General features: G+C 70.1%; 17 protein-coding genes. 6 read left to right on the top strand and 11 right to left on the bottom strand.

Annotation, left to right across the window (positions count from 1 at the left end; all coding sequences use genetic code 11):
- Window positions 1-320 precede the first annotated feature (320 nt).
- A complete protein-coding gene (locus HNQ61_RS14740) occupies window positions 321-965 on the top strand; it encodes a copper chaperone (RefSeq protein ID WP_170036765.1) in 645 nt (214 codons plus the stop codon).
- A 31-nt stretch (window positions 966-996) separates the two neighbouring features.
- Here the strand turns inward: HNQ61_RS14740 and HNQ61_RS14735 are convergent, their stop codons facing one another.
- The 3 genes from HNQ61_RS14735 to HNQ61_RS14725 all read right to left on the bottom strand — a co-directional run bounded on the left by HNQ61_RS14735 (window position 997) and on the right by HNQ61_RS14725 (window position 3,241).
- Window positions 997-1,413 carry an SRPBCC family protein gene (locus tag HNQ61_RS14735; RefSeq protein WP_205761871.1) on the bottom strand — a complete coding sequence of 139 codons (417 nt, stop codon included), beginning with the start codon at window positions 1,411-1,413 and terminating at the stop codon, window positions 997-999.
- 17 nt (window positions 1,414-1,430) lie between these two features.
- A complete protein-coding gene (locus tag HNQ61_RS14730; protein WP_170036769.1) occupies window positions 1,431-1,817 on the bottom strand; it encodes an ArsR/SmtB family transcription factor in 387 nt (128 codons plus the stop codon).
- Window positions 1,818-2,317: 500 nt separating this feature from the next.
- On the bottom strand, window positions 2,318-3,241 hold the full coding sequence (locus tag HNQ61_RS14725) for an aldo/keto reductase (protein WP_170036771.1): 924 nt from the start codon (window positions 3,239-3,241) through the stop codon (window positions 2,318-2,320).
- Between the two features lie 113 nt (window positions 3,242-3,354).
- Here HNQ61_RS14725 and HNQ61_RS14720 point away from each other — a divergent pair, with 113 nt between their 5' ends.
- Window positions 3,355-4,041, top strand: coding sequence for a hypothetical protein (locus tag HNQ61_RS14720; protein WP_170036773.1), 687 nt, complete (start codon window positions 3,355-3,357; stop codon window positions 4,039-4,041).
- A gap of 436 nt (window positions 4,042-4,477) precedes the next feature.
- On the opposite strand, the gene HNQ61_RS14715 is transcribed toward HNQ61_RS14720, so the two are convergent.
- Window positions 4,478-5,038 (bottom strand): putative glycolipid-binding domain-containing protein, encoded by a 561-nt coding sequence (locus HNQ61_RS14715; protein ID WP_170036775.1) that lies wholly within the window; start codon window positions 5,036-5,038, stop codon window positions 4,478-4,480.
- 120 nt (window positions 5,039-5,158) lie between these two features.
- On the opposite strand from HNQ61_RS14715, the gene HNQ61_RS14710 reads away from it, so the two are divergent.
- A complete protein-coding gene (locus HNQ61_RS14710) occupies window positions 5,159-5,866 on the top strand; it encodes a hypothetical protein (RefSeq protein WP_170036777.1) in 708 nt (235 codons plus the stop codon).
- Window positions 5,867-6,054: 188 nt separating this feature from the next.
- On the top strand, window positions 6,055-6,768 hold the full coding sequence (locus HNQ61_RS14705; protein ID WP_170036779.1) for a hypothetical protein: 714 nt from the start codon (window positions 6,055-6,057) through the stop codon (window positions 6,766-6,768).
- A 9-nt stretch (window positions 6,769-6,777) separates the two neighbouring features.
- On the opposite strand, the gene HNQ61_RS14700 is transcribed toward HNQ61_RS14705, so the two are convergent.
- On the bottom strand, window positions 6,778-7,878 hold the full coding sequence (locus HNQ61_RS14700) for a dienelactone hydrolase family protein (RefSeq protein WP_170036781.1): 1,101 nt from the start codon (window positions 7,876-7,878) through the stop codon (window positions 6,778-6,780).
- Complete coding sequence (locus tag HNQ61_RS14695) at window positions 7,875-8,972, bottom strand: quinone-dependent dihydroorotate dehydrogenase (protein ID WP_240978951.1); 1,098 nt, start codon at window positions 8,970-8,972, stop codon at window positions 7,875-7,877. Before HNQ61_RS14695 ends, HNQ61_RS14700 begins: the two co-directional genes overlap by 4 nt.
- A 405-nt stretch (window positions 8,973-9,377) precedes the next feature.
- On the opposite strand from HNQ61_RS14695, the gene HNQ61_RS14690 reads away from it, so the two are divergent.
- A complete protein-coding gene (locus HNQ61_RS14690) occupies window positions 9,378-9,872 on the top strand; it encodes an LURP-one-related/scramblase family protein (RefSeq protein ID WP_170036785.1) in 495 nt (164 codons plus the stop codon).
- Window positions 9,873-10,431: 559 nt separating this feature from the next.
- Here HNQ61_RS14690 and HNQ61_RS14685 read toward each other — a convergent pair.
- The 4 genes from HNQ61_RS14685 to HNQ61_RS14670 form a co-directional block, all read right to left on the bottom strand.
- Entirely contained in the window at window positions 10,432-10,899 is a 468-nt protein-coding gene (locus tag HNQ61_RS14685; protein ID WP_170036787.1) for a response regulator, read from the bottom strand.
- Window positions 10,896-11,315, bottom strand: a complete 420-nt coding sequence (locus tag HNQ61_RS14680; RefSeq protein WP_170036789.1) for a response regulator — start codon at window positions 11,313-11,315, stop codon at window positions 10,896-10,898. Before HNQ61_RS14680 ends, HNQ61_RS14685 begins: the two co-directional genes overlap by 4 nt.
- Window positions 11,312-13,780 carry an ATP-binding protein gene (locus tag HNQ61_RS14675; RefSeq protein ID WP_170036791.1) on the bottom strand — a complete coding sequence of 823 codons (2,469 nt, stop codon included), beginning with the start codon at window positions 13,778-13,780 and terminating at the stop codon, window positions 11,312-11,314. Before HNQ61_RS14675 ends, HNQ61_RS14680 begins: the two co-directional genes overlap by 4 nt.
- A gap of 380 nt (window positions 13,781-14,160) precedes the next feature.
- Complete coding sequence (locus HNQ61_RS14670) at window positions 14,161-14,349, bottom strand: hypothetical protein (RefSeq protein ID WP_170036793.1); 189 nt, start codon at window positions 14,347-14,349, stop codon at window positions 14,161-14,163.
- A 378-nt stretch (window positions 14,350-14,727) separates the two neighbouring features.
- Between HNQ61_RS14670 and HNQ61_RS14665 the strand changes: the two genes are divergently transcribed.
- Window positions 14,728-15,147 (top strand): hypothetical protein, encoded by a 420-nt coding sequence (locus tag HNQ61_RS14665; protein ID WP_170036795.1) that lies wholly within the window; start codon window positions 14,728-14,730, stop codon window positions 15,145-15,147.
- A gap of 77 nt (window positions 15,148-15,224) precedes the next feature.
- Here the strand turns inward: HNQ61_RS14665 and HNQ61_RS14660 are convergent, their stop codons facing one another.
- A complete protein-coding gene (locus HNQ61_RS14660) occupies window positions 15,225-16,553 on the bottom strand; it encodes a flotillin family protein (RefSeq protein ID WP_170036797.1) in 1,329 nt (442 codons plus the stop codon).
- Window positions 16,554-16,558 lie beyond the last annotated feature (5 nt).

Genomic DNA, 16,558 nt, shown 5'->3' with positions numbered 1-16,558 from the left:
CGTTGCGGCGCCTGGCGTGGATGCACCCGGAGTGGTGGATCGTCCTCGCCGCCGCCGCCGCCTGGATCGCGCTCGCCGTCATCCCGCATCCCTCCGCGCACACGCACGCCGCTGTGCATCTCCATGCCGCGCAATCGGTTGATGCCGATCAGCCAGCACATCTCCACACCGCTCATCCGGTCGATGGAAGCGCCGGCATGTCCAGCGGTATGGTGATGACCCGCGGTGCGGGGATGGCCGACGGCACGGGGACGACAGGCGCAACGGGGATGACGCGCGGTGTGGGGGCGATTGACGGTGCGGGGATGAGTGGTGCAGGGATGACCGACGGAGTGGCGCCGATGATTGGCGGCGCGGGGACGACCGGGGGCGCCAGGATGACAGTCGGCGCGGGAACGTTTGCCGACATCGGCGCGTTGATTCTGCGGGCCGCGCTGATGATCATGGCGATGATGCTGCCGCTGGTGCTGGCGAACGTGCGCCACGCCGCGTTCTCCAGCCTGAGCGCGCGCAGGCACCGCGCGATCGCCGGCTTTGTCGCGGGATTTCTGGCACTCTGGATTCCAGCGCAGCTTCTGATCGAGGGCGCGGCCGCCGTGCTGGGCTCGTACGCCGGATGGCTCGCGGCCGCGGCCGTCGTCGGGCTGGCCGCGGCCGCGTGGGAAGCATCGCCGATGCGCAGAACGCGGGCTCGGCGGTGCCATGCGACGGCTCCGCTCGCCCCGCGCGGCTGGCGCGCCGACGCGGACTGCATCCGCTACGGCGTCATGACCGGCCGCCACTGCGTGGTCTCATGCTGGGTGCTGATGGCGCTCTGTTCGGCGGCCGGGCACGCACTTCCCGTCATGGGCGCGGTGTTCGCGCTGCAATGGGCGGCGCGCGACGCGCGGTGGAATGCGCTGCGGTGGACCGCCGCCGTCCTGGTCGCGGTCTCGGTCGCGGACGCCGGCCTGCTCCGCGCGTGATGGGAACCGCGCGGAGGATGCCGCGCGTGGATCAGTCCAGCGACGCCTCCAGCCCGCGCAGAACGCCCATCCACCCGTCCCTGGCCTTGCCGGTGATTTCGGCCATGCCGGCGCCCATCTCGTGCGTCAGCGTCAGTTCGCACCCGTGCTCCAGCGGCGCGATGTCGACGGTGACGCGGTCGGCGGCGGATGAGTACGCCGGGACGGAAAAGGTAAAGGCGAGCCGCCGCGGCCGATCCATCTCCAGGTACTCGCCCGCGTGCTCCACCTCCTCGCCGCCGCGCCGCTCCACGATGGAGTAGCGTCCGCCCACGCGCGCGTCGATCTGCACGCGTACCATCTCGCCCGCCGGTGTCGCAAAAAGCCAGCGTCCGGCCGTGGCCGGGTTGAGCCACGCGTCGAACACGCGCTCTGCGGACGCGGTGAAGCGGTGACGTACCTGAACCATGACCGGCGTCTGCGCGTTCATGTCTGTTCGGTGAGCGGGGTGGATGGGGAACGCTCGGCCGCGTCTTCGGCCTGGAGGATGGCGTCGAGCGCGTGCAGTTGGGCGGACCACCGCGTGCGATGCGTTTCGATCCACGCGGCGGCCTCGTCCAGCGGCGCGGGATCGAGCGACAGGAGGTGCTCGCGCCCGGAGCGGCGGCGGCGCACCAAGCGCGCGCGCTCCAGCACGCGGATGTGCTTGGAAATGGCGTTCAGCGACATGGCGAAGGGCCGGGCCAGGTCGGTGACGCGCGCCTCGCCCCCGGCAAGCCGCTGCAGAATCGCCCGCCGCGTGGGATCGGCGATCGCCATCAGCGTGTCGTCCAGCGGCTGCGACTGCGGGGCTGGTGGATGATGCTCAACCATGCGGTTGAATATATGGGCGCGCGGGTGCCGGGCAAGGGTTCTCAATCCGGCGTGCAATCCTCCGCGTCAGGAGGACGAATGCGGGGGGATCGTGCCGGGCACAACGATTCGCTCATGCGGATAGAGGCCCCCATCCCCGGCCCTTCCCCCAAAAAACCCTGGGGGAAGGGAGACCTCAGCGCGAGGGCGGAGGTCGGAGCGCGTCGGCGGCTGACATCCGGCGGCTGAACCGCGCCTCGAACACGCGAAATTCGTCTGCGCGGACTGTCCTCGCCGCTGATTGTGCGTCCCCAATGCAGTTGAAGCCCCGAACGGCGCCTGTGGGCGTCGTGTCGGGGCTTCCCGCTGTTCGAGCGGCGGATTCATTGGCTCAACGGACTCCGCTCACATCGGCCACTCTCCGTCCCGCGCCAAACCGTCCGCCCGCCCCAACCCTCCCCCAGTCTTTTTTGGGGGAGGGTGGGCGAGTAGTACGAGCCCGGGTGGGGGCCGCCCGCGAACTACGCCGCCAGCAGCGCGTCCACCTCGCGCAGTTCATCCGCCGTGAGCTTCCACCCCGCGGCGGCGGCGTTGGCGTGAACCTGCTCCGGCCGCGTCGCGCCCGCAATCACCGACGCCACCGCCGGCCGCGCCAGCAGCCACGAGAACGCCAAGTCCAGAATCGTGTGCCCGCGCCCCTCGGCAAAGCCGATCAGCCGCTCCACGATCTCCAGGTTCTGCTCCGAAAGCAGGCTGCCGTACCGTCCGCCCTCGCCGATGCGCGTGTCGGTGGGCACGGGCGCGCCGCGGCGGTACTTGCCCGTCAGCAGCCCGCTCGCGAGCGGAAAATACGGAATGAAGGCCACGTCCGTACGCTCGCACTCCGCCAGCACGCCGTCCTGCTCCGGCTCGCGGCGGATCAGGCTGTACTCGTTCTGCACGCTCACGAACCGCGCGCCGCCGCCGCGCACCGCCTCCTCCGCCTCGCGCAGCTGATCCACCGAAAAGTTGCTGCAGCCGATCTCCCGCACCTTGCCGGCGCGCACCAGTTCGTCCAGCGCGCCCAGCGTGTCGGCAATGGGAACGGACGCGTCCGGCTTGTGCAGCTGGTACAGGTCGATCACGTCCGTCCCCAGCCGCCGCAGGCTGTCTTCCACCGCCCGCCGCACGTACTCGGGGCGGGCGCCGCGCCGCTGTTCATCCATCTCGTGGCCGAACTTGCTGGCGATCAGAATCCGCGAACGCCGGGGGCCCAGCGCGCGGCCCAGCAGTTCCTCGCTGACGCCCTTGCTGTAGATGTCGGCCGTGTCAAAGAAGTTGATCCCCGCGTCCAGCGCCGCGTCCACCACCCGCGCGGTTCCCGCCGCGTCCGTGCGCGCGCCGAAGTTGTTGCATCCCAGCCCCACCACCGAGGCGTCCAGTGAGCCAATCCGCCGCGTTTCCATCCATCCTCCCATGCGTGAGATCCCGGCCGGCGACCCGGCCCGCCGCCCCGCCCGGTGTGCAGCCTTCACGCCACCCGTTGCTCACGGTGCGCCCCTTCCGCTACCATCATCTCATGGATGAACCTGAAATCAAGACCCTCGACCTGCGCCACGCGACCGACGAAGAGCTGATCGCGTTCGTCTTCGATCATCCCGTCGATCCCCAGGGCAGCGAGTGGTACTGGAGCGAGGCGTGGGCCGGCACGGACGTAGTCACCGATCCGGCGCACGTCGTCGCGTTCCTCACACGGCTGTTCCGCGCGCCGGAGCCGCTGCTGGACCGCTTCTCGACCGCGCAGATCGACCGCGGGATCTGGATGATGTTCGGCGCGTACGGGAACGAGCACTTCCGGGATCCGCTCTGGGATCCCTCGATCCCGTGGGCGGAGCGCGCCGCGTGCATCGCCGCCCTTCCCGCGTTCTACGAGCGGCTGCTGATTCCGTCGGTGCGCCGCACGGAGGAGCGTCTGGAAGGGTGGTTCATGCTCCCGGACTTTCTGGCGTTCCCCTACGAGGGCGAATCGTACTCGCGGGAAGACGAGGACCAGCGCCGCGTGCAGGATGCGCTCTTTGCCGCCTTTCTGCGGATGCTGTACTCGGGAGACGCCAGCGCCGGCCACGCGGCTCTGCACGGCATCTTTCACCTGCGGCACCCGGACGGGCCGGAGGTGGTGCGCGGGTGGCTGGACGCGCATCCCGCAGTGCCTGCGGAGGTCCGCGCGTACGCCGAGAACGCGCTGGCGCGGGGTGAAGTGCTCTGACCTTCCATGGATGGGATGCGGCGCCGGGTTCCATCCATCGTGCCGCGGCGCGAGAGGTTGAAGCCGCCGCACGCGGTTGAGCGGTCGAATCCGCCGCTCCAACGGCGCAAAGCCCTGGCACCGGCTGCTGGCGCATCCGGTTCGGGGCTTCATCTGCGTTGGGGCCCGCTCACGATTCAGGGGGTGTGCTCCCTCTCCCACATCTGTGCGTGGGAGAGGGTCGTCGTGCGCAGCACGCGGGGTGAGGGCCCACAGTCACGGACGCGCACCGTCCTTCGCCCACGCGCTGAGTTCTCCCCTCTCCGCGCTTCTGCTTCGGGCGGGGAGGGGCGGGGGATGGGCCTCCCGGCCGCGATAAGCGGAAGCTTCCCGCAGCAGAATCGTGATCGTTCCATGGGGGTCCCCGCCGTCGCAGACAGGCCGGAACCGCCGGCCGTCATCCGCCGACGGGCTCGGCTTCCCAGAGCCCCGGATACCGCGTGACCAGCCCCGCCGCGTTCACGTCCAGGTCGCGCATGAAGGCGCCGTCCGCGCTCTCGTATCGGTACGAGAGTTCGCCCGTGCGGCGATACGTCTGCTGCAGCCGCTCCAGCCGAAAGCTGGGAAAGCGCAGCCACGCCGCGTGCACCTCCCCCTCGCCGCCCACGTCCAATCCCAGCCGGCGGATGGGGAGCAGGTTGGTGGAGGGGCTGAAGTTGAGGTCCACGTCCACGCATCCCGCCACCTCCGGCACCTCCGCTCCGTTCAGCGTCCAGTGCCCGTCCGCGCCCACGGCGATGGTGACGTCCACCGGCTCGTCGCCCATCCACCCCTGCACGCGCGCGCCGGTGGACCGCCACGCCTCGTCCGTGCGCACCGTGTAGTCCAGCCGGCAGGCGCGGCCCTCGTGCAGCAGCACGGCCGTGCCGCGCAGAATCCACCCGTCCGCGCCGCGCTCCAGCCGCACGGCTTCGTGCCCGGGCTCGTCCATCGACCGCCAGAGAATCGTGTCCGCCATCGCTCCTCAATCCGGTTGAGTCCCGATTTCGCCGCTCGCGCGTTGTTGCGCACCGGCATGCATCCACTCAGCTTCCGGCGTGAAATCCTCTCCACGCCGGCTCTCCTTCCACGACACCCGATGAACCGCCTCCGCTTTCCCCTCGCAGCCGCGTTCGTGGCCATGACTTCCGGCTGCATTCTGCTGCCCACGGACTCCAATCCGTCCGACCGCGGCGTCAATGCGACCGTCATGATCATGAACGACGGGCGCAGCCCCGACTCCGTCGCCGTACAGGCGTTCTTTCAGCGGTCAGATGGCGGCGGCCGCATCGCCTTTGCCCACGACACGCTGCACGTGCAGAACGTGGCGGTTGGCGCGTGGGAACGGACCATATTTCACGCGCAGGTCGCGCTGGACAGCGCCGCCCGCGCGCAGGGAATCCGCGTCCGCCTTCCCCAGCCGCGCATGGGCCCGCTTCCCATGCAGGAGTTCACCATCTTCAGCGCCCAGCGCGGCGGGCCTCCCGTGGTGACGGCGCGCGCCGGGCAGGACCTGTCGCTTCCCGTCATCCGGGGCGCGTCGGGCACGCTCCCCGCGCCGCTGGTGGAGCGTTGGGCGATCACCTTTGCCCGCCCCCGCGCGCAGCCCACGATCATCTCCGGCATGGGGCCCATCCCGTCGCCCGTCGTGATCCCGTGGGGGCTCGTCCCCGCGGCGGCGGGAGATACGCTGCTGGTGAACGCGATTTCCAACCGCGACTTCAACCTGATCACGGGCGCGGATCCCGTTTCCATGACCGTTTCGGCCTACTCGAGCATGGAGTGGACGGTGCGCCTGGTCCCCTGACCACGGCTTTCCGCCACGATCCGCGCCCCCGCGGACCGGGATCGATGAAAACCGCCCGGCGCGCCGAACGCCCGGGCCACCACCGAGCGGCGGTCCCGCTCGATGCGTGGCGGGGGCGATCACGCAGCGGCGCCGGTCCCTGCGCGCTGTTGATCGGTGCCGCCCTCCATCCCCCGCGCCTGCACCCGATGATCCACCGTCCATCTCCCGCGGCACTTGCTCTGCTGGCCCTGCTCTCCGGCTGCTTTCTGCCGCCGGACGATTCAGCCCCGGCGAGCGGTGTTTCGCTCCATGTCGACGTGAAGACGCAGGCCACGCCCGTTTCCGATTCCGTCGAAGTGCAGGCCGTGTTCTATCCCGCGGGACGGGGAAAGGAAAGCATCCGCTTTCCGGATGGTACCTTTCGCGTGCAGGGCGCCGCGGCGGGCAGATTGGCGTCAGGGTCCGACGGGTTCATCTTCAAACTGCCGCTGGACAGCACGGCGCGCACGCAGGGGATCCGCATCCAGCTTCCCGAAACCGGCCAGGAGCCGCTTCCCGTTCGGGAATTCACCCTCTTCAGCGCGGCGCGCACCGGCCCGTACTCCATGAAACTGCGCGCCGGGCGCGACCTGGTTCTTCCCGCGGTGCCCGGCCGGTCCGGCACGCTCCCGGAGCCCATCCAGGAGCAATGGAGCGCAGCCGTCTACCGCGGCGGCCGCGAAATCACCATCAGCGGCCCCGGACCGCTCCCCTCGCCGCTCGTGGTTCCCTGGGTTCTGATCCCGGACAGCCCGGCGGATACCATGTCCATCCACGTGATCTCCACCCGCCAGTTCGTGGTGCTGGGCACCCGCCCGCCGTCGCGGATGGACGTCTCCACCAGTGCTCTTCTGGAGTGGAACGTCCGCGTGGTTCCCTGAGGATGGAGGTCAGACCGAGCCCAGCGCCTGGTTCAGCAGCCGGATGAAGACGCCGGCCTCGCGCGCGCGCGTGAACGGGTGCATGGCGCCCGCGTGCGCGGAGTGCGCGAACAGCCCGGTGATGGCCACGGACACGTCCGCCTCCGCCGGAAGCAGCGACTGGATGCGCAGCGTTTCCGTGTACGGAACCAGCCGGTCCGCGCGCCCGTGCGAAAGCACGATGCGCCCGCCCAGGCGGGGGAGCACCACGCGCGCGTCCAGCCCCGGATTGGCGCGCAGCACCGCGGGGGCAAAGCGTGCGGCCAGCGCCCGCGCCGCCTCGCGGTCCGGCATGGGCGTTCCCGCGGGCGGCGCCACCACGTCCCACACCTCGCGCTCCGCGGCGGACAGCCCGGCGCGGATCTCCGCTTTCATCCCGTCGTAGTCCGCCTCCCACGAGCCCTTGCCGCGGTGCCCCGCCTCCACCGCCAGCGACAGCGCGCCCCGCGCCACGCCCTCCATCGCCGCGAATTCGGGGACGGCGGTCAGGTAGTTGCCCACCATGATCCACCGCCCGTACGGGTCCGGATCGATGACGTGCCGCACGCCGGCCCACTCGTGCTCGCCGGTCAGCAGTGTGTGCACGCCCTTTTCGATGTCCGCGTAGCCTCCGAACGCCACCACGGCCCGCACCGCCGCGCGCACCGCCGGGTCCGCCGTCGCCATCAGCGCGTGCGTGGCGCCGAAGGAAAAGCCCACCGCGCCCACGCCGCCGGGCCGCACCTCCGGCCGCGCCATCAGCACGGCGGAGGCGGACAGCAGCGTCTGCCGCGCGGCGTCCACGTCCAGCCGCAGCGCGCGCCACGCGGGCACGTCCGGCACCAGCACCGCCGCGCCGGAAGCCGCCAGCGACCGCACGAACACCTCCAGCGCCCTGTGGCGGCGTCCGGGCACCGTCAGCCCGTGCAGCACCACCCATCCAGGCACCGCGCGGCGCGTGCGCGGCAGGTACAGCGTCGCCTCGCGCTCCTGGCCGCCGACGTCGATCCTCAACTCTTCTTCGCGCAGCGGCGCCGCGCCGCCGCGCATGTACGTCCGCAGAAAGCGCGCGGTCCTCGCCGTAGGGATCATCGGACGTCCATCCCCACCACGTCGGACAGGTGCGCGGCGCCCTCCGCGCGCAGCCGGGCCAGCAGGCCTCGGTTGATGTCGCGCGCGATCGATGGTCCCTGGTAGATGAACCCCGTCCACACCTGCACCAGGCTGGCCCCGGCGCGCACCATCCGCCACGCGTCGTCCGCGGAAAAGATGCCGCCCACGCCGATGATGGGAAGCGCGCCGCCCGTCGTCCGCCGGATCCGGGCGACGACCTCCAGCGCCCGCCGGCGCACCGGGGCGCCGCTGATGCCGCCCATCCCCATCCGCTCCACCTCCGCCGCGGGCGTCCGCAGCCCGTCGCGGCTGACCGTCGTATTCGTGGCGATGATCCCCGCCATCCCCTCCTCCCGCGCGATGCCCACCGCCTCCTCCACCTGCGCGTCCGTGAGGTCCGGCGCGATCTTGAGCAGGATGGGGCGGGGAAGCCCGCCGCGTGCCGCGGCCAGCTCCGCTCCGCGGGCGCGCAGGGCGTGCAGCAGGGCCCGCAGCGGCGCCGCGTCCTGCAACTGCCGCAGGCCCGGCGTGTTGGGCGAACTGACGTTGACGACCAGATAGGCGGCGAACGCCTCCAGCAGTTCCAGGCTGCGCAGGTAGTCGCCCGCGGCTTCCTCCAGCGGCGTCGCCTTGCTCTTGCCCAGGTTGATGCCCAGAACCGGCTCGATGCGCGTGCGCCGCAGCCGTGCCGCCACCGCCTCCGCGCCGGGGTTGTTGAAGCCCATGCGGTTCAGCAGCGCGCCGTCCGGCGGAAGACGGAACAGGCGTGGCGCGGGGTTGCCCGGCTGCCCCAGCGCCGTCACCGTGCCGATCTCGACGGACCCGAAGCCCAGCGCGCCCAGGGCGTTGAACGACGCGCCGGACTTGTCGAAGCCGGCGGCCAGCCCCACGGGGTTGGGAAAGCGGATGCCGAACGCCTCCGTTGCCAGCGCGGGGTGGCGCACGTCGTACACGGCGCGGGCCAGGGCACGCGCGGGCGCGGCGGCCAGCGCGGCGTTGAGCGCGCCGGTGCCCGCGTGGTGGGCCTGCTCGGGATCCAGCGAGAACAGAAGCGGGCGGAATGCGTCGTACAGCACCGGGGGCGGGGCTCAGGGTGGATTGCGGAAAAGCCCGGACGCGCGGCGAGGCACGTCCGGGCTCCGAGGTCCGGGTTGGGCTTGGAAACTCGCGGCGGGTACGCCGGAGCCCTACACCATCTGGTACGAAACCACGGCAACGATCATGACCCACACGATGCCGATCGCCAGCCCCGTCATGGCGTCCCTGAAGGTGGCCCGGGCTTCCGGATCCTGGCTATAGCTCATCTGTCGTTCTCCAGTGCGGTCGTCGGTCGTCGCGCTCTGCCTGTCGCGCGCGGAAATGTCCGTCGCCGGGGCCCGTCGCACAAGGGGTGGGTGATGAAAATCTCACCCGCCCGGCGCGGTGCTTGCCCCGTGGGCGTGGCGACAGCTCATCATCAACCGGACTGGAGATTCTCCATGGCGCGATACAAGATGCGGCAGCACCTGCTTTCCATCGGCGAAGACTTCACCATCGAGGATGAAAGCGGGCGCGCCGTCTACAAGGTGGACGGCAAGGTGCTCACCATCCGCGAAACGTTCGAGATCACCGACATGCACGGCCGCGAGGTGGCCACCGTGCGCGAAAAGAAGCTCGCCATCCGCGACAGCATGAAGATCCTGCGCGGGGGCGAAACGCTCGCCACGGTCAAGAAGGCGCTCATTTCGCCGTTCCGCGACCGCTTCAGCGTGGACGTGGAGGGCGGCGACGATCTGGACATCGAGGGAAGCCTGATGGACCACGAGTACACCATCCGCCGCGGTGAGGACGTCGTTGCGCGCGTGTCCAAGTCGTGGTTCTCCCTTCGCGACACGTACGGCATCGACATCGCCGCCGGGCAGGATGAGGGGCTGGTGCTGGCCGTCGCCGTCGCGCTGGACGAGATGGTGCACGACCCGGACGAGAAGAAGTAGCCGCCCGGGTCCACGGGCGGCCCCCACCCGGGCCGGCACCACCGGCCCACCCTCCCCCAAAAAAGACTGGGGGAGGGTTGGGGGTGGCGGGGAGTTCGGCGCGGGAAGCGGATTTCAGGCGTGAGCGGAGCCCGTTGAGCGGATGAATCCGCCGCTCGAACAGCGCAAAGCCCCGACACCGGCCGCTGGCGCGTCCGGTTCGGGGCTTCAGCTGGATGAGCATCCGCGCCGAGATCGCCATCCGCAGTCCGCGGAGGCGGACTTCGTGTGCTTCGAGGCGCGGTTTCAACCGCCGGGCGGAAGCCGCCGACCCGCGCCGCACCGGCCCCGGCGCTGAGGTCTCCCTTTCTCCCGCGGAGCGGGGGAGAGGGGGCCTATCCGCGCATCAGCACCATCCGGGGCGAGATGAAGTTGCCGTTCTCCCCTCTCCGCGCTTCTGCTTCGGCCGAGAGGGGCGCGGTTTCAACCGCCGGGCGGAAGCCGCCGACCCGTGCCGCACCCGTCTTCCGCGGGCCTCCTCGACCGAAGCGAACCTCCCAACGAGGCTCGGATCCGCCCCTCAGCCCGGCCCGGGAAGCGCGGCGCGGACGGCCCCGTTGCCGTCGCAGCACCGCCCCAGCGCCTGCAGCAGCCGTTCCGGCGTCAGCAGCGACTTGGGCAGGTAATCCGCCGCGCCCGCCGTCACCAGGTCCGCCACCACCCGCGGATCGTTCTGCCCGGTCAGCATCACCACGGGAACCGACATCCCCGCCGTCCGCAGCCCGCGCAGAAAAGTGAGCCCGTCGCCGTCGGGAAGGTTGAAGTCCAGCAGCACGCAGTCGTAGTGCTCCTCCGCCAGCCGGTTGATGGCGTCCAGCACCCCCTCCGCCTCGCCGGTCTGCACCGCCAGCCCCGTCTGCGCCAGCTTGCGCCGCACCGCCATCCGGTCCACCAGGTCGTCATCCACGATCAACACGCGCAGCGGAGCCTGATCCGCCGCGCCCGCGCCTTCCGCCCGCGCGGATCCCGCGGCCTTTTTCTTCGTCACTCCGCCATCTCCACCAGCGACCAGTACTTGTTGAGCGTGGACATTGCCTCGCAGAAATTTCCGAACGTCACCGGCTTGAGGATGTAGCCGGCCACGTTCAGGTTGAACGCCTCCACCCGGTCACGCTCGTCGGTGCTGGTGGTGAGCACCACCACGGTGGTTCTCGCCAGCTCCGGGTCCGCGCGGACGGCGTGCAGAAACTCGATGCCGTTCATCCGCGGCATGTTCAGGTCCAGCAGCACCAGCCTGCGCTCGCGGGGCACCTGCCCGCCGCGCAGCATCTGCAGCGCCTCTTCGCCGTTGCTGGCGGTGAAGAGAGGATTGGAGATGCGGTTGGCGTCGAACGCGCGCCGGACGTTCATCACGTCCACCTCGTCGTCCTCCACCAGCAGAATGTTCAGCATCTGCTCCTTCATTGGCCCTCTCCTTCCACCCGGCGCGCCGGCCACGTGAAGTGGAACGCCGTGCCCCGGCCCGGCGCCGAATCCACCCACACCCGTCCTCCGCGGCTTTCCACCGTCTTCTTGACGATGGACAGCCCGATCCCCGTTCCCTCCACCTTGTCGCGCGCCTCCAGCGTCTGGAAGATGGCGAAGATGCGCTCGTGGTACTCCGGCGCGATCCCCGGACCGTGGTCGCGCACGGTGAACTCGCACCCGCCGTCCGCCGCGTCGCGCGCCGACACCTCCACCATCCCGCCCGATGCGCCGTACTTGACCCCGTTGTTCACCAGGTTCATGAACACCTGCTGCAGCGGAAGCCGTTCCGTCACCAGCACCGGCATTCCCGGCTTCACCACCACGCGCACGTTCTCCGGCGGGGCAATCAGGTCCACGATCTCCTCCACCAGCGCGTCGGTGTCCACCCGCTCCGGCTCGGTGTGGGTGCGGCCGGCGCGCGAGTACTGCAGCACGCCGTCGATCAGCGCCTCCATGCGGTGCACGCGGCCGTGCAGCAGCCGCATGTGCTGGTGCGACTCCTCGGTGAAGCGGTCCGCCAGGTCGTCCTCGATCCACTGCGACAGGTTGGCGATGCCGCGCAGCGGGGCCTTGAGGTCGTGGCTGGCCACGTACGCGAACTGGTCCAGCTCGCGGTTGCTGGCCTCCAGCGCGCGGGCCAGCCGCGCCAGCTCCTCCGCCTTCTGCTCCACCTCGCGCCGCGCGCGCACCTGGGCCGTGACCTCCACCGCGTGCACCAGGATGTCGCGCCGGTCGGCGTCGTCGCTTTCCAGCGGGCGCCACACCAGGTTCCACCAGGTGTCTTCCACCACGCCCCACCGCTCCAGCGGCACGTTCACCTCGGGGTCCACGAACGGCACTCCCGTTTCGTACGTGCGGTCCAGCAGCTCGTACAGCCCCGTCGGCGCGAACTCCGGAAAGACGTCGCGGAACGGCCGGCCCAACGCGCCGGGCTTGCCCACCGTGGTTTCCCAGGTGGGGTTCACCATGGTGACCACGTGTTCCGGCCCGCTGTACAGCGCCATCACGGCGGGCGCCTCCGTAAAGATCTGCGTCAGGCGCGCGCGCTGGGTCTGCGCCTCGCGCAGCAGCCGCTCGCGCTCCGCCTCGGCCTCGCGCCGCTCCGTCACATCCGTCACGATCCCGGTAAAACGCACCGCGTGCGCCCGCTCCGGGTCAAACAGGCCCCGGCCGCTGGCGCGGATCCACCGGGTGCCCCGGTCCGGCAGCTCCACCCGGTATTCCACCGCGTATGCGCCGTCCCCGGCGGGGTCCAGCGCGCGCTGCACCGCCTGGTCCGCGTGCTCGCGGTCCTCCGGGTGCAGGCGCTCCAGAAAGATGCCGTAGTCCACCGGGGCGTCGGGCGCGGCGCCCAGAATGCGGCGGGTGCGCGCGTCCCACTCCAGCCGGCCGGTGGCGGGCTCAAAGTCCCACGTGCCGATGTCGTTGGATTCCAGCGCCACCCGCAGCCGCTCCTCCAGCCGCTCAACCCGCTGCCGCGCGCGCACCTGCTCACTCACGTCCACCGCGTGCACGAAGATGCCGGAAACCGTGCCGTCCGCCTCGGTGATGGGCTGGTAGATGAAGTTCAGGATGTGCTCCGCCGGCTCGGCGCCGGGCGTGCTCTGCAGCAGCACGCGCGCCTCGGTGCCCACGAACGCCTCGCCGGTGGTGTACACCCGGTCCAGCAGCTCCACGAAGCCCTGTTCCACCACCTCGGGAAGCGCCTCGCCCACCGGCCTGCCGATCACGTCGCGGTGGCCCACCAGCTGCTGGTACAGCGGATTGGACGTTTCAAACACGTGCTCCGGACCGCGGAGCGTGGCGATGAAGGCCGGGGCGCGTTCAAAGATCTCCGCCAGGCGGCCGCGCTCGGTCTTGAGCTGGCGTTCGGCCAGGATGCGAGGCGTGGTTTCTGAAACCACGTTCAGAAACGCGACGATCTCACCGTCGTCGCTGCGCACGGGGCTGAGCGCAAAGGTGAACCAGGCGTTCGGCTCGCCGGGCGCCAGCGCGGTGTCGTCCACGCCCGCGCGCTCGATGACGAAGGGCGCGTCGTCGGCGTACACGGGCGGGCCGTCGGCGCGGATCTGCTGGAACATCGGCGCGATCTCGGGCCAGATCTCCTGCCACACGTCGGCGCCGCGGCGGCCCAGCGACGACGGGTGCTTGTCGCCCAGCACGTGCCGGTAGCCGTCGTTGTAGATGAGCACCAGTTCCGCCCCGCACCACAGGTTCATGGGAAAGGGCGAGTCCATCGCGGTGCGGACCATCCAGCGCAGCGTGGCGGGCCACTGCTCCACCGGGCCCAGCGGCGTGGCCGCCCAGTCCATGGCGCGGCAGCGCGCGCGCATTTCTCCTTCGCCCGCAAAAAGCGCGGAGGCGGCCGGCGTGGTGGCCGGCCGTGGATCCTGTGTGCTCACCCGCATGTCTCTCTGGTGGACGGAAGCTTCCGCGCGACCTTTGGCAAACCTCATTCCCCCGACCGGCGCGGCGCGGTCCAGGGGCGCGGGGCGGGGAAGCGGCCCTCGCGGCTCCCGCCATTCCTTTTTCGTCTGATGATGAAAGTCCGATGGAGGCACCACGCGGCTGGATGGCGGATGTCCGGCCAGGCGGTCTGCGATCTCTCTTTCGATGCGTAAGGCGGCGGCCGCGGCTTCCATCGGATCGGCGAGGCATCGATGGAAAGCGGTAGCCGCGCCGTTGCGAGCGGATGGAGTGCCTCCCGGCCGGGGTGGAAATGAAACGTGCCCGTCCGCGATGCGCGGACGGGCACGTTGGTTTCCGAAGACGGACGGAGCCGTCAGTTCGCTTCGCGGGCGGCGCGTGCGCTGCGGGCGTCGGTCACTTCGCGTTCGGCGTCCAGCCGGTGGCGTCGTTTTACGCCAACGATGAACATGAACAGCCCGGCGGCGCCGGCCAGCAGCGCGGCGCGGTTCCGGTTCTTCTTGCTGACGGGCAGCGACAGCCCGTAGTCCTTGGATGACGGCATGACAAACCCGCGGAGTTGGATCGTGGATGGCGTCAGACGTTTGTCCTTCGCGCTTGCCCGCACGATACCATTCCCGCCCGCGTCGCGTAAGGGGGATCAACTTTCGCCGGCAACAGAAATCCACCGCCGCAGGGCGCGCGGCGGTGCTTCGGAGACGGGTCCGAAGATCCGTGGGTGGGAGGATCGCATTTTCCCGCTTCACGTCCACGATGATCGTGATCTGCCCTCGTCACACCTCCTGTCCAACACACGGTCAGAAAGGATGGGCGACGAGCACCATCCACCTCGCCGAAATGAACAGTGTTGACAACAGGATTGGCCGAATGTACTCTGGCGCACGTGGCATGACACTTTGCGCCCTCCGCCTGCCAGAGCAGAATGAAGACACTCCTTCTCGCGGCTGCATCCACCGTCCTCTTCGCCCTTCCCCTCCAGGCCCAGAGCAGTGTTCAGCCGGGCGCGATTCAGTATGAGCCGGTCACGGTCGTCAGCATCACCGGAACGGTGGAGTCAGTGCGGGCGGGGCTTCCTCCGCTTCCCTTCGAAGTTCTTGAGCAGATTGAACGTGACCCGTTCCTGGCGGGGCTGAGCACGGAGCCGCAGGAGGGAACCGGTCCGGCTCTCGCTCTGACGCACAGCTTTCCGAACGTGCAGGCCTATCGAGCATGGAGCGAGGCTCCGCAGACGCGGGAACTGCTGGAGGTGCTGCGCCAGCGCGTAGGCGCGTTCGACCTCACCGTCGATCTGATCCGCAGCCAGAACACGATGATTCTACCCGCGAATCCAGCTGGCTCCTGAACTACGGTACTGCTCAAAAGACGTGGGCCGGAGCGAGTGCATCGCTCCGGCCCACGTTGTTCATCCCCCGAAGGCGTTTACTTGCCCACGATCCTGCCGACCGGCACCGCGGCCACCGGTTCCGCGGCACCGTTACCGTTTCCGTCCAGCAGCCCGTTGCGGGACACCAGCTGCGCCGCCAGCACCGTCTGAATCACGCCGGTGATGCTGCTGGCCGTGTTCTCGGCCGCGCTCTCGCCCGCGCCGCCGCCGCTGATGGTGACCAGGCGCGCCTTGCCCAGCGCGTCCGCGATGAACGGCGCGATGTCGGGCAGCATCTCGATCTGCTTGTAGCGGAAGTAGCTTTCGCCCCCCTGCTGGATCGCCTCGTTCACCTTGCGGATGCTCTCCGCCGTCGCGTCTGCCACCGTGGTGATGCGGATGGCCTCGGCGCGGGCCTGGGCCTCGGCCTCGATGCGCAGCCGCTCGGCGTCGGCGCGGGCCTGGGCGATCTGCGTGGCCTCCAGCTCGGCGCTGCGCTGGCGTCCCGCGGCTTCCTGGCGCTTGGCCTCCGCCTCGGCGATCAGCGCGGCGTTGGCGGCGCGCGTCTGCTCCAGCTCGCGCTGCTTGTTGCTGATGGCGCGCTCCGCCTCCAGCTCCGCTTCCTTGGCGCGGCGCGTCTGCTGCGCGGCCACGATCTCGGCGTTGGCCTGCGCCTCGGCGGCGGACTGGCGGCGGCGCGCCTCGGCCACCTCGCTCTGCACCACCTTGATGTTCAGCGAGTTGAACGTGAGCCCCAGGTCCGTCAGCTCGCGGCTGCACGCCTTGCGGATGATGATGGCCAGCGGGTCATCGTCATCCTCCGCGTCCACCGGGCGCACGTGCACGGGAAGCGGCGCCACGCGGATGGGCTCCAGCTCCATCCCGGGCTCCGCCGCGCCGGACTGCGACGGAATGCGCACCGCCGTCTTGGCCGAAAACAGCTGGTCGTGCGTCAGCAGGTTGATGGCGCGGCGGCCGGAGCTGCTCAGCAGGTCGATGAGGATGTTGATCTGCTCCTCGTTGGGCTTGCTGAAGAAGCGGTTGGCGGCCGTCTTGATCATCTCGTCGCTGTCGCCCACGGAGACGATGGCGCTGGCCAGCACGCGCACCTTGATGGGCTGCGGCACGCCGCCGTCGTCCAGGTCGGCCGTCTGGTCGGTGATGTCCAGGTCCACGTTGATGGCCTTGCTGGACAGCGTGGTGCCCGTGGTCAGCAGGGGCACTTCCCACGACTTGGCGGGGCCGCGAAAGATGTTGGTGCCGCCGCGCACCCAGGTGACCATGCGGATGGTGCCGGCTTCCACGTTGCGCAGAAACCCGGTGACGATCATGGGGATGAACACCAGGGCAGCCACCAGGATGCCGATGATGACGAGCGGATTCATGACTT

The organism is Longimicrobium terrae, assembly GCF_014202995.1.
Taxonomy (GTDB): domain Bacteria; phylum Gemmatimonadota; class Gemmatimonadetes; order Longimicrobiales; family Longimicrobiaceae; genus Longimicrobium; species Longimicrobium terrae.
Note: the sequence above shows the minus strand (reverse complement) of the source record. Positions and strands in the feature narration are given on the sequence as shown.